The following is a 13248-nucleotide window of genomic DNA, read 5'->3' on the forward strand; positions in this document are numbered from 1 at the left end:
CCAGACTGGATACCGGAGAAAAAGAATGATCCAAAAGAGCCTGGAAAACGGTGTCCAGATCCTGCGTCTGGACAGGCCGGAAAAAAAGAATGCCCTGACAGGGGCAATGTACACCGATCTTGCCGAGGCGCTCGAGAGCGGCAACGACGATGATCAAATCCGCTGTCATCTCATTTGCGGGCAGCTAGAGGTTTTCACGGCCGGAAACGACATTGGCGACTTTCTGCAATATGCCGGCAAGGTCGCGATTTCCGAAACACCGGTCGTCCGCTTCCTGCGCGCGCTCGTGCGCACGCAAAAGCCCATGGTGGCATCAATCGATGGTCTTGCGATCGGCATTGGCACAACGCTGCTGATGCATTGCGACATGGTCTTTGCAAGTCCACAAGCCTTCATCCGCTCTCCCTTTGTCGATCTCGGGCTGGTCCCTGAAGCGGGCTCCAGCTTGCTTGGTCCGCAATTGATGGGACACGCAAGGGCGTTTGAGCTTTTGTGTCTCGGCAATCCTTTGTCTGCTGAAAAGGCCGAGCGCTTGGGACTGGTCAACGAGATCGTTGAAGAAAACGTCGACGCTGCCGCGCTGGCCTGTGCGCACGAGATTGCCGCAAAGCCTCCGGAGGCAATGGCGTTGTCGCGCAAGCTCCTCAAGGGGGACACCGAGGCTTTGTCGGAGCGTGTCGAAGAGGAAATCAGCATCTTCGCAGCCCGCCTGACGGCACCTGAAACAATCGCCGCCTTCCAGGCCTTCCTGGAAAAGAAGAAGGCGTGATAGCCCCAAACACCGCCGTGACGGTGAAATTCTGGAGGAGAAAACAATGTCCCTGAAGGGCAAAACCCTTTTCATCACCGGCGCGTCGCGCGGTATCGGCAAGGCGATCGCACTGCGAGCTGCAAAAGACGGCGCAAATATTACCGTTGCCGCCAAAACCGCCGAACCGCATCCCAAGCTCGAAGGCACGATCTACACCGCCGCTGAGGAAATCGAAGCAGCGGGCGGCAAGGCTTTGCCGATTGTTCTGGACGTGCGCGACGATGCAGCGGTCAAGGCCGCGATCGACAAGACGGCGGACCATTTCGGCGGTCTCGATATTCTGGTCAACAATGCCAGCGCCATTCAGTTGACGCCTGTGCAGCAGACTGACATGAAGCGTTTTGATCTGATGCACCAGATCAACACGCGCGGTACTCTCGCGTGTTCCAAACATGCCATCGACCATCTGAAAAACGCCGACAATCCCCACATCCTCATGCTGTCACCACCGCTCGACATGCAGGAGAAATGGTTCGCGCCCTTCACACCCTATTCAATCGCCAAATACGGCATGAGCCTTGTGGTTCTGGGGCTCGCGGGAGAACTGAGATCCAAGGGCATTGGAGTGAACGCACTCTGGCCGCGCACCACAATTGCAACAGCTGCGATCAAGAACATCATCGGTGGTGACAAGATGATGCAGCAGAGCCGAACACCGGACATCCTGGCAGACGCTGCCTACGAGATATTCACGTCGCCGTCGACGGAGTTCACCGGACAGTTCGTGATCGATGATACCTTTCTCGCAAGCCGTGGCGTCACCGATTTCGACAGATACCGCGTCGATCCGAACCTTGCGCTTGCTCCGGATTTCTTCGTTCCCGACGACATTCCGGCACCGGCAGACCTTGGCCCGGCGGACAAGTAGACGACACCGCGTACAGTCGAACGGGCTTGCATTTTGAAGCCCGTTCATGCAGCCTTCAGGGGCCGATGAGGGCGGCAGCCGGATCCGCGGAAAGCGAAAGCACCCTGTCTCACATTGATGAATGCCGGTTTTTCACCTGCGCCCGACAAAAGCGGATCGCCCGGGCAGATTGAACAGGAGAAAAGCCATGTCCAAAGGCACTCCCCCCGAACTTGATGATTTCAAGAAGGCAGCCCGAAGGCTGCGCAAAGCCCATGCCGCCGGTGATACCGAGGCTCAGGCCCGTTTGGCCGCCCACGTCGATCCCGGAAAGGACCTCAGGCACGCCGACTATTTGCACGTTATTGCCCGTGAAGCCGGGCAGGAGAGTTGGCCGAAGCTGAAATTCGCGGTCGAAACAAGCGCGATGAGCCGGGCGGAGCGTGCAGAGCGTCTGAAGATGGCGCTTTATCACGGCCAGCACTGGATGACGGAAAAGCTGCTTCAGGGCGATGCGGATCTTAAAGACGACAATCTTGGTCTTCAGATCGCTCTCTACGATCTTGAAAGCGTTCGCACAGCGATCAACGCAGATCCGGCTTTGGCGACCGCCATCATCGGGGTTCGATCGCCAATCCTGCATCTGGCTTACTCCAGGGACATTCATCGCCAGCCCGAAAAGACAGCCGATATGCTGGCGATTGCGAACCTCTTGGTTTCGAACGGAGCGGATATTGATGACGGGTATCCGCCACAGCCGGGTGCAGATCACAAGATTTCGGCGCTCTACGGCGCTCTTTGTCACTCGGACAATTTCGAACTTGGCAAGTGGTTGCTGGAAAAGGGAGCCAATCCGAATGACGACGAAAGCCTCTATCACAGTACCGAGCTTGGCCACACCAGGGCGCTTGAACTGCTTCTGAAGCACGGCGCGGAGCCTGACGGCACAAATGCCTTGCCGCGAGCACTTGATTTTGACAGCGAGGAAATGGTCAGGCTCCTTCTGGAAGCGGGTGCCGACCCCAACCTGACAGTGCCGGATCATCCAAGCGGTCAGCCGATGAACACGATCCCTTCCATGCATCAGGCTGCTCGGCGCGGCGCTTCGGTGAAGGTTGCAGACTTGCTCTTGCAGTACAACGCCGACCCGGACGCCGAATGGGATGGGCATACGGCCTACGCCATGGCACGCATATATGGCAACAAGCCGGTTGCCGAATTTCTCGCAGGCAAGGGGCATGGTCATCCGCTGGATCACAATGAAGCCGTGCTCGCGGCCTGCGCGGAAGGGAAAACACCAACCGAGCGCCTCGACATTGAGAAACTGAGCGAGGAGGACCAGGGACTTTTGACCCGGCTTGCCTTCATTCCGGGCAAGCTCGATCAGATGAAGCTGCTCGTGTCGGCGGGGCTCGACCCGGATGTCACAGACTTCATGGGCTTGCCTCCGCTTCACGTGGCGGGCTGGAACGGACTTGCCGCGGAGATGGCCTATTTTCTGTCGCTCGGTCCGGATCTGACCCGCAAGAACGACTATGGCGGCGATGCGCTGGACACGGTCATCCACGGATCTGAATTTGCTCCGAAGAGGCAGGAGGCTGATCATGTCTCCTGTGCCCGTCTTCTTCTTGAGGCCGGCAGCGTTCTCTATCCGGAATTCATCTCCGGTTGCGGCAACGAAGAGATGGTGCAGTTTCTGGAAGACTGGCGGGACAGTAATCGCTAGAAAGGATGGGGCGGACGGTCTGGTCCGCCCCGATCACGGAGATTGGGGGCAAACGACCCAGACAGCCTTTTAATTCAGGATTTTAGCAATCCCATTTGAGTCGGGTTCAATGGAGGGGTTTCATGGAAGGCGCAATGGATCAGGTGAGCGCGTACGCGCCGCTACTCATCAATGCGGCAAAAGCCGTCGTCGTTCTGATAATCGGCTGGATCATCGCCGGCATGCTGTCCGGACTGGTGCGGCGCAGGATCGTCAGTCACCCGCAGATTGACGACACGATCGGCGGGTTCGCAGCGTCGATCGTTCGCTGGCTGATCCTGCTGGTGACGTTGATCGCGGTGCTGCAGCTCTTCGGCATCGAGGCGACCAGTCTGGTTGCCGTGCTCGGCGCCGGTACGCTGGCAATCGGTCTGGCACTGCAGGGAACCTTGAGCGACGTTGCCGCCGGCGTCATGCTGATCATCTTCAGGCCCTACAAGATCGGGCAATTTGTCGATATCGGCGGTACATCGGGCACTGTGAAGGATCTCAACATCTTCGTGACCGAACTCGTTACGCCGGACAACGTCCAGATCATCATGCCCAACGGTCAGGCCTGGGGTGCGGTGGTGACCAATTTCTCGGCACACGACACACGGCGCCTCGATCTGACCTTCGGTATCGACTACGGCGATGATGCCGACAAGGCGATCCAGATCATCCTCGACGTCGCCAATGCCGATGAACGCGTGCACAAGGATCCTGAGGCCTGGGTGCGCGTAACCAATCTTGGCGACAGTTCCGTTGACCTCGGCGTGCGCTTGTGGTGCGCGGCTGGAGACTATTGGGAGCTGAAGTTCCATATGCTGAAAGCGGTCAAGGAAGCGTTCGATGCAGGCGGCGTTTCCATTCCCTATCCGCATTCGGTTGAAATCCAGAAAGCCGGTTAATCAGGCGAACTGCGCAATGAAAAAGGCCGCGTCATCGGACGCGGTCTTGCGGCAGGCTTTTCCTGCAGCAGCCTCTTTTCGGCCCCATCCTGCGGCGACATACGGCGCTTTCTTCAACGATGGCTGCGAACGCTTTTCCATGTGGCCGATCCTTCGAGACGCGCGTCTTCGACACGCTCCTCAGGATGAGGAGGAGTATGCAACCGCGTACCACCCTTCAGGCCGACATACGCTGGTGGGAAAATAACGACACAATTGGTGAGGTCACTGAAACCTTCATCTCTCATCCTGAGGAAGCGCGCAGCGCTGTCTCGAAGGATGGGCCACCTGCCTTTGCAGCCCACGTTTCGAGACGGACCTGGCCGTCCTCCCCAAGATGAGCTCCATGGTTTTTTAGACGCCACTCACGCGGCTCTTCAGGATGACGCGAAGGCCTCGCCACACGACGTTCTGGTGGTCTAGCCGGATACGGTCTCTTTTTTTATCTCTTCCGTCCGGTCGTCTGTGTCCGTATCACCCGTGGACGGCTCTTTAGGCGCATCCTTGTCGACCGGTGTGTTCTTGGTTCCAGTGGCTTCAGACTGAAGCGCTTTTAGCTCAGGCGGCAAACTATCTGAAGTTTCACTTGAGGTTTCGTCCTTGCCCGCAACAGCCTCTTCCTGTTCGGTTTTTTCCGGTTGCTTTTCATCCGGAGCGGGCTCGGCTTCGAACTGCGGAACCACCGGATCTTCAATTTCGTGTTCTGCCTTGTCGGTGTTCATCAGTTGCCGTTTGGTGGCAAGTTCGACGACGTGATCGCGCAATTCCGGGTGCTGTTCCATCAACGCCTTGAAGTCATGCGCGCCGAGGCTCAGCAGTTGGCAATAGCCGAGTGCGACCACGTCGGCGCTGCGCCGGCCTCCGGTCATCAACGCGATCTCGCCGAACACGTCGCCGCGGCCGAGACGGACATTGTGTGTCGGAGCCTGCACCTCGACCGCACCCGAGGCGATGAAATAGGCCGCATCGCCCCTGTCTCCGCGCCGGATCAGGCGCTCGCGCGGTGTCGCGAACTGGGGCCGCATCATGCGCCGAATGGCCTTCTGCTGCTTTTTGGGCAAGTCCTTGAACAGCGGATGCGCGCCCACCAGATCGCCGGTCTTCAGACCCAGATCCAACTTCGGTCGCGTGTGGCTGGCTTTCCTTGTCCGTTCCACGTCCCGCAGCAGTTCCCGGTGCAGCTCGGTTCCGATCAGCATCTGGTTCTTTGCTTCGTCATAAGCGGTTTCCTCAAGCCGTACGCCTGCCTTCATGAGGAACTGGCCTTCGAGCGAGTCCGCGTAGTCCGGATATTGCAGGCGCAGCGCGTCGATCGCCTGGATCGTTTCGTCCTGCCGCAGGCACAGCGTATCGAGAAGAATGTCTGCCACGCGGTCGCCAAGCAGTGGCCGGATGCGACTGTTGTTGAAGTCGATCAGTTCATCGGCGAGGATCCGGTAGATCAGCAGGAATTCGAAACGGTCTGCCAACTTGTTGGCAAGGGGCCGGGCAATCCGCAAGCGGCGCTGCAGCGCCTGGGCAAAGCGGAAACCGAAGTCGAATTTCAATGGTTGCCGGGTCGCCTTGTTGTAGCCGGACCGGCCATCCGAGCGGGTCAGATCACCGGTCCGGCCGGTCAGGGTCAGGAAGCGCGACACGGCCCTGTTGGAAATCGTTTTTTCGTGAAAGTGTTCCAGCACCAGCTGCTGTTCCCGGTCGGCGAGGGCGATCAGGCCCATGCGGACCCGGTCCCAGTCGCTGAGTTCTTCCAGCTTGTTGTTTTCCGAAGCTGCTGCGGCTGCGCGATCTTCGTAGCCGCGCAATACCTTCGCTGTCACGTGTTCGTCGATGTGGTAGCTCTTTGCTGCAACGTCGAGCTCGGATTTGACATCGAGCAAGGCCAGCGAGAGAAACTGCGTTCTGAGCGCTTCATCGCGTGCGTTGAGGCGGTCCAGTTTGAGCAACCGGATCAGCGGTTTAAGGCTCGTCCCGTAGACGAGCAGCGTGAACAGCACAAATCCGGTGGCCAGCTTGGTGACGAAGCTTGAGACTTCTTCATTCAGAACGGCGTGTTCCGACACGCTGAGGGCCAGGATCAGCGTCACGGCGCCGCGCATCCCGCCCCACAAGATGACGGTCTTGTACTTGTTGTTGACGGTCTGGCCGGCACCGAACAGGTTGATCGCGGGCAGCAACCCGAAAATTACAACCGCTCTTGCGGCGAGCGCGGCGATGATCACCACGGCGAGCAAGAGGATATCAATCGGCGCAAAGCCGGCCACCAGCTTTGGAATGAGGATGGCCGACAACAAAAAGATCAGGGACGCGGCCCAGTAGGACAATTGCTCCCACACAGCGTGGAGAAACTGCCAGTTGGCAGGCTGAATGCGCGAAAGGCCGTAAAGATTGAAAATGGTTCCTGCGCAAACAACGGCGACGACGGCCGAGACATCGGCGAATTGGTCGCTCAGGACATAGGTGCCGTAGGGCAGGGCCAGGCTCAAAGTCACCTGTGCCAGCGGCAGGTCCCGCATCAGGGAAAGAAGGCTGACGGCAATACGCGCCAGAACTGCGCCGACGACGAGGCCGCCTATGAAAGATCGTCCGAAGGCGATGACCGCCTCTCCGAGAGTGATGGATTCTGAATGCGTCAGAACGCCCAGCAGAATTACGAAGATCACGATGGCCGCGGCATCGTTCAGGAGGCTTTCCCCCTCTACGATCCGGCCGAGCCGCGCCGGTGCGCCAATGTCTCGAAAAATTGCGACCACGGCGACCGGATCGGTCGTGGCGACAATGGCGCCAAGCAAAAGGCAGACGATCAGGGTGATTTCCGGCGACAGGAAATAGGACGTCAGGGGATAGAGCGCAAAGCCGATAAAGCCCGTCGCCACGAACACCGCCAGAACGGCCATAACCAGAATGGGTACGAGATCCTCCAGAATTCGGCGAATGTCGAGCGTCAGCGTTGTCTGGAACAACAGAAGCGGCAGGAACATGTAGAGGATCATTTCCGAATTCAGCGGAGGATCGGCAAAGATTTGCGCGAAATCGTCAAAGGTGTCGGTGTGTGAGGTGTAAAACAGATAGGTCGCTGAAATGCCGATCAGCGTTCCGACGACTGCGAGCAGGACGCTGGGTGCAAGGCCCAACCGTCTGGCAAGCGGCTGTAACAACGATATCGTAATCAATAAAAGCGCGAAGGCGCCTGTAATTAATGGTGTTTCCATAACCGCACTGTGCCTTGTGAATGCGGCGATATCAAATTCACCGAAACTTTATTTCAAACCTGGTTTCAACGATCGCGTGTCGCCTTGCGCTCCGAAAGCCAAATCCCTCCGAGCACGAGCAGCAGAGCGATACCGTGGTGAAACTTGAAGGGTTCGCCCAGGATGCTCACCGCGAGCCCGGCTGCAAAAAGCGGTACGAGGTTGACGAAGATGCCGGCACGCGCCGGACCTATCAGGTCGACACCGCGCATGAAAAAGATCTGCGACAGGCAGGATGGGAAAACGGCGACATAGAGAACGATGAGCCAACCGTCGAATGTCGGCCACTGCGCCGTGCCCGTCGAAATTTCGAAGATCAGTCCCGGGATCGAGGCCAGGACGGAAATGCCCGAAAGGACTGCAAAAAACACCAGTCCAGGAACCTTCGGCCGGTTTCTGAGCGCGAGCGCATAACCGGAATACAGCACGCAGGACAACAACATGATGCCGTCACCCGGGTTGACCGCGAGCGACATCAGGACGTCGAGGCTTCCCTGTGCGGCGATGATCGTAACGCCCACAAGGGTCAGCAGGATCCCGCCCACCTGTAGCAACCGGACCTTCGTGCCGAAGGCGATAACCGAGCCGATCAGAACGATAATCGGCATGGATCCCTGGATAATGCCGAGGTTGACTGCCGTAGTCTGGGTGGCCGCGATGTAGAATAACGAGTTGAAGCCGACGAAGCCGAAGGCAGCCATAAGGATGATCCGCGGCAGGTAAGGGCGCATGATCGGCCACTCCGACCGGATCCTTTTCCAGCACAGAGGCACGAGAATGGCCGCAACGATCAGCCAGCGCAGGAAGACGACCATCATTGGCGAAACGTCGCCGACAGCAAGACGCCCTGCGATGGTGTTGCCACCCCAGAAGAGAGCCGTCAGCGTCAGCATGACAAAGGCATTGCCGTAGGTCAGATCGCCAAATCGTCTTGCAATTGCAATCATGAAAAACCTTGTCTGGAAAACCGGTTCGAGCGGTCAGCGGTAGCGGATTGCGAGGGTGACGGAAAGCCAATTTTTCAGTTTTAACGACCTGAGATGGAGATAATAACTTCGATTATTTCCAAAAAAGAAAAAGTCATGGGCAGTCGCGAGCAATTGACGACTGTCCGCTTTCACCCCAAAACACACGGTTAAACGCCAACCTCAAGCCCATCGTGTGGAGATAAGTATGAGCGCCCGGACAGATGCCCATGGATTGCAAGTTGCCAACGAGCTTTATGAGTTCGTGAATGAAAAAGCCCTGCCCGGGACCGGGGTCGACAAGGACCACTTTTGGACAAGTCTGTCTGCGCTGATCCACGATCTGGCACCGAAGAACAAGGCCCTTCTTGCAAAGCGCGATGCTCTTCAGGCGAAGATTGATGAATGGCACAAATCCAATCCGGGCACCCCGGACATGGCAACTTACAAGGCGTTTCTGGGCGAGATCGGCTATCTGGTTCCCGAAGGGGAGGCATTTTCCGTCGGGACAGACCGCGTCGACCCGGAAATCGGCTCCGTCGCAGGCCCGCAGCTTGTGGTGCCGGTGATGAATGCGCGTTATGCGCTGAATGCTGCGAACGCGCGTTGGGGCTCGCTCTATGATGCGCTCTATGGAACGGATGCCATGGGCTCGAAGCCTCAAGCGGGTGGGTTTGATCCGGTAAGAGGCGCCGAGGTGATCGCCTACGCGCGCAAGGTTCTTAACGAGAGCGCACCGCTTGCCTCGGGAAGCTGGGCGGACGCGACCGGCTTCAGCGTCCAGGACCAAACGCTGCAGATCGATACTGAAGCAGGTACGACGACTTTGTCGGATCCGTCGCAGTTTGCAGGTTATTCAGGCGACGTCGCTGCGCCTTACAAGATCCTGCTCGTAAAGAACGGGCTTCATCTGGAAATCAACATCGACAGCCAGCATCCGATTGGCAAGAACGATAAGGCCAACGTCTCGGACGTCGTTTTGGAGTCGGCCATGTCAACGATCATGGATTGCGAGGACTCCGTCGCAGCTGTCGACGCCGAAGACAAGGTTGTCGTTTACACCAACTGGCTCGGCCTCATGAAAGGCGATCTGGAGGAAACCTTCCAAAAAGGCGGAAATGCCGTCACGCGCCGCCTCAATGGCGACCGGCATTACACGGCGCCGGACGGCGGCGCCCTGACGCTGCACGGCCGTTCGCTGCTGCTCGTTCGCAATGTCGGCCACCTGATGACGATCGATGCGGTGCTGGACAAGAATGGCGACGAAGTCCCCGAGGGCCTGCTCGACGCCATGCTCACATCGCTGATTGCGCTCCACGATATTGGCCCGAACGGGCAGGGAACCAACAGCCGTGCCGGTTCTGTCTACATCGTCAAGCCGAAGATGCATGGTCCTGAGGAAGTCGCCTTCGCCTCTGAAATCTTCGACCGGGTTGAGGATGGACTCGGTATGGAGCGCAATACGCTCAAGATGGGCATCATGGACGAAGAACGGCGCACGACCTTGAACCTGAAGGAGTGCATCCGCCAGGCGAAGGACCGCGTGTTCTTCATCAACACCGGCTTCCTCGACCGGACCGGTGACGAAATGCACACGTCCATGGACGCCGGTCCGATGATCCGCAAGGGCGACATGAAGGCCTCGACCTGGATCGGCGCGTACGAAAACAACAATGTCGATGTGGGCCTTGCCTGCGGTTTGCCGGGACATGCGCAGATCGGCAAGGGCATGTGGGCCATGCCGGATCTGATGGAGGCCATGCTGGAACAGAAGATCGGCCATCCGATGTCCGGCGCGAATACCGCCTGGGTTCCGTCTCCGACCGCGGCAACGCTGCACGCACTGCATTATTACAAGGTTTCCGTTTCTGACCGTCAGTCGGAGTTGAAGTCGCGCGAAGCAGCGAAACTGGACGATATCCTGTCGATACCGGTCGCGGAGCGCCCGAACTGGGCACCGGAAGATATCCAGGCAGAACTCGACAACAACGCCCAGGGCATACTGGGCTATGTCGTGCGCTGGGTTGAACAGGGCATCGGCTGCTCCAAGGTGCCGGACATCAACAATGTCGGACTGATGGAAGACCGGGCGACCTTGCGGATTTCCTCCCAGCACATTGCCAACTGGCTGCATCACGGCGTCGCCGGCAAGGAACAGGTCATGGAGACCATGAAGCGCATGGCCGCTGTGGTTGATGAGCAGAACGCGGGCGATCCGGCCTACCGGCCCATGGCTGCGGACTATGACGACTCTGTCGCCTTCCAGGCCGCCTGTGAACTGGTCTTCGAGGGCACCAGCCAACCAAACGGCTACACCGAACCGGTGCTCCACCGCCGCCGCATCGAATTCAAGGCAAAGGTGGCCTGACTTCCACAGCGTTCATCGCTATCGGGAAAAAGGATGCGGGATCAGTCACACACACTGATCCCGCCGTCCCGGCCACAACGGTCCATTGGCAATTTTTGCCTTCAGCGACACGTCGTTGAGTAGAGCTAACGGCAAAATTCAATTTCTCGCCTATTCGCGACTGGACAGAATTTTTATTGACGCCGGCTACGGAGCCCTTCAGCTTCCGGTTTTTTTGGCGAGGTAGACTGTCTGCGTGACCTCGCGCCCGTCCTGCAGGGGATTTGCGAAGACAACGGGTGCGGCCCAGGCCTCATCAAATGCTTCGCCGAACATTTCTGTAATGGTCGTGTCCGGTGCCTCATCGGACCATAGACCCACGACGCCACCGGGTTTCAAAAAACGCTGCAAGCGGCGCATGCTGCCGATCGTGTAGAAACCTGTCGACCCTCCATGCAGCAATCGCTCAGGCGTATGATCGATGTCGATGAGGATCGCGTCGAACTGATGATCGGGCCTGCGCGCGTCGAAGCCTGTTTCAGAGGACGCCAACGCAAAGAAATCCCCTTGCACAAGCTCGCATCGGGGATCGTCAGCAAGTTCGGTTTTTATGGGAACAAGTCCTTCCCGGTGCCAGCGGATGACCGGCTCAAGAAGATCAATGACCGTCAGGCGGGCAACGGTGTTGTTCGCCAGAACGGCCTGAGCGGTGTAACCCAGTCCAAGCCCGCCCACCAGCACATCAAGAGAGTCTCCAGGCAAAGCAGCGAGCCCCATTTCGGCCAATGCGACTTCGGATGCAGTGAAAAGGCTCGACATCAGGTGTTCTTCACCGAGCAGGATTTCAAAGACATCGGTTTTGAGCGCCAGAATGTGCCGTCTCCGCAAAGAGATTGCGCCGATTGGCGTTGGGGCATAATCCAGCTCTTCAAACATCGCGCTCATCACCGCACCTTGGCGCCCCCGCGACGAAATAGAAAGAGGGTTTATCTTTTGGCCGAAGCAGTGCTCGCTCGGGCAATGAGACTTGGCGCGATGGTCACCGGGTCTTGTGCACCGGGTTCTCCTTCCAGAACCGCGACAAGTTTGCGGCACGCCAGTTGCCCCCATTGCCGCCTCGGCAGGCGAATGGTGGTCAAACCCGGATTGAAGACAGCCGCGTAAGGCATGTCGTCATAGCCAATCACCGATATGTCTTCGGGCACCCGAATTCCATTGTTGGCCAACCCGTGCAGAAAACCCGTGGCCGTCTCATCGTTGTGAACGAATACGGCAGATGGCAGATCGTTGCTCTCCACGAGCATCTGGGCGGTATCGATTCCAAATTGCACCGACAGGGGTCCGGACAGAACGCGGTCGTCTTTGACATCAATGCCAGCATGCTTCAGCGCCTGCCGAAACCCGAAGAATCTTCTTTCAAATCCGTGCACCTGCAACGGGCCGCAAATCTGGATGATGTCCTTGTGCCCAAGCTCAATAAGGTGCTCAGCAGCCAGTCGGCCACCCAGGGCGTCGTCGGTGCAGACCGACGGGACGTCAACACCCTTGTGACCGGCACAGGAAACCAGGGGAGGCCCCTTGTAGCCACTGTTTGCATTGCTGGGCATCAGATCGACCGGAAAGTCGTAAGTGTTCAGAATCAAACCGCCGGCCTGGTTCATCAAAAGCATGTTCGAATAAGCACGTTCTGTGCTCGCGACTTCCGACGTGTCGCCAATCAGCAGGACGTAGCCATGACTGCGGGCTTCTTCTTCGATCCCCTTGAAGAACTCGGCGAAGAAGGCATTGGTGATGTCTGATACAAGCACCAAAAGGGTTTTACTGCTTCCACGCCGCAGATCGGCTGCCGCTCGATTTGCGCTGTAGCCCATGCGCTTCATGACGTTCAGTACATGCTCGCGTGTTTCCGGATTGACATCTTCCGGACGCGTAATCGTTCGCGAAACGGTTGCGACCGAGACCCCAGCTTCCCTTGCGACGTCTCTCGATGTCGGGCGTTTGGTGTTCATCTAGAGCCCTTTTGAAAAATACAGGGCCATTTGACCCGATTGTCGCGTCGGCCGGCCAGGCGTGCTCTGCGCAGTGGTCTGGCTGGCCACAGCGCACAGCTCAATTGACGTCCCGAGGGCGCGGCAATCGGGCCTTCGACGGGTCACTTCTGCCCATCTACGGCGTTGCGGAACTTGACCGATGCACCGTTTCGGGCAGCGCTTCGTGCGACGGATGTGAGCTGAAGAGAGCTTATCAATTGGCCCCGTATCACTTAACAGCGGTCCAGGCCATCGCCTCATGAAGGCAGCCATTTTGCCGTCTTTCGGACTTGGCCGCTATGGTCA

11 protein-coding genes are annotated in these 13248 nt (G+C 58.1%); 6 read left to right on the plus strand and 5 right to left on the minus strand.

The features are described 5' to 3' along the window. The first annotated feature begins 25 nt into the window (after positions 1 to 25). From RBB47_RS03060 to RBB47_RS03075, 4 genes are all read left to right on the plus strand, one after another. On the plus strand, positions 26 to 769 hold the full coding sequence (locus RBB47_RS03060; protein WP_305984269.1) for a crotonase/enoyl-CoA hydratase family protein: 744 nt from the start codon (positions 26 to 28) through the stop codon (positions 767 to 769). 46 nt (positions 770 to 815) lie between these two features. After that, entirely contained in the window at positions 816 to 1679 is an 864-nt protein-coding gene (locus RBB47_RS03065) for an NAD(P)-dependent oxidoreductase (RefSeq protein WP_305984270.1), read from the plus strand. Between the two features lie 187 nt (positions 1680 to 1866). Then, positions 1867 to 3384: an ankyrin repeat domain-containing protein gene (locus tag RBB47_RS03070; RefSeq protein ID WP_305984271.1), complete on the plus strand. Its 1518-nt coding sequence runs from the start codon at positions 1867 to 1869 to the stop codon at positions 3382 to 3384. 122 nt (positions 3385 to 3506) lie between these two features. Next, complete coding sequence (locus tag RBB47_RS03075) at positions 3507 to 4313, plus strand: mechanosensitive ion channel family protein (RefSeq protein ID WP_305984272.1); 807 nt, start codon at positions 3507 to 3509, stop codon at positions 4311 to 4313. Here RBB47_RS03075 and RBB47_RS03080 read toward each other — a convergent pair whose 3' ends face one another. Then, a complete protein-coding gene (locus RBB47_RS03080) occupies positions 4314 to 4454 on the minus strand; it encodes a hypothetical protein (protein WP_305984273.1) in 141 nt (46 codons plus the stop codon). 56 nt (positions 4455 to 4510) lie between these two features. Here RBB47_RS03080 and RBB47_RS03085 point away from each other — a divergent pair, with 56 nt between their 5' ends. Continuing rightward, positions 4511 to 4693, plus strand: a complete 183-nt coding sequence (locus RBB47_RS03085) for a hypothetical protein (RefSeq protein ID WP_305984274.1) — start codon at positions 4511 to 4513, stop codon at positions 4691 to 4693. Positions 4694 to 4771: 78 nt separating this feature from the next. Here the strand turns inward: RBB47_RS03085 and RBB47_RS03090 are convergent, their stop codons facing one another. Beyond that, entirely contained in the window at positions 4772 to 7561 is a 2790-nt protein-coding gene (locus RBB47_RS03090) for a cation:proton antiporter (protein WP_305984275.1), read from the minus strand. 65 nt (positions 7562 to 7626) lie between these two features. Beyond that, positions 7627 to 8547: a DMT family transporter gene (locus tag RBB47_RS03095; RefSeq protein ID WP_305984276.1), complete on the minus strand. Its 921-nt coding sequence runs from the start codon at positions 8545 to 8547 to the stop codon at positions 7627 to 7629. Positions 8548 to 8773: 226 nt separating this feature from the next. Between RBB47_RS03095 and RBB47_RS03100 the strand changes: the two genes are divergently transcribed. After that, positions 8774 to 10933 (plus strand): malate synthase G, encoded by a 2160-nt coding sequence (locus RBB47_RS03100; RefSeq protein WP_305984277.1) that lies wholly within the window; start codon positions 8774 to 8776, stop codon positions 10931 to 10933. Between the two features lie 198 nt (positions 10934 to 11131). On the opposite strand, the gene RBB47_RS03105 is transcribed toward RBB47_RS03100, so the two are convergent. Next, positions 11132 to 11857: a spermidine synthase gene (locus RBB47_RS03105; RefSeq protein WP_305984278.1), complete on the minus strand. Its 726-nt coding sequence runs from the start codon at positions 11855 to 11857 to the stop codon at positions 11132 to 11134. A 41-nt stretch (positions 11858 to 11898) separates the two neighbouring features. After that, complete coding sequence (locus tag RBB47_RS03110) at positions 11899 to 12921, minus strand: LacI family DNA-binding transcriptional regulator (RefSeq protein ID WP_305984279.1); 1023 nt, start codon at positions 12919 to 12921, stop codon at positions 11899 to 11901. Positions 12922 to 13248: the final 327 nt, after the last annotated feature.

This window comes from Roseibium sp. MMSF_3544, assembly GCF_030732845.1.
In the GTDB taxonomy this organism is placed as follows: domain Bacteria; phylum Pseudomonadota; class Alphaproteobacteria; order Rhizobiales; family Stappiaceae; genus Roseibium.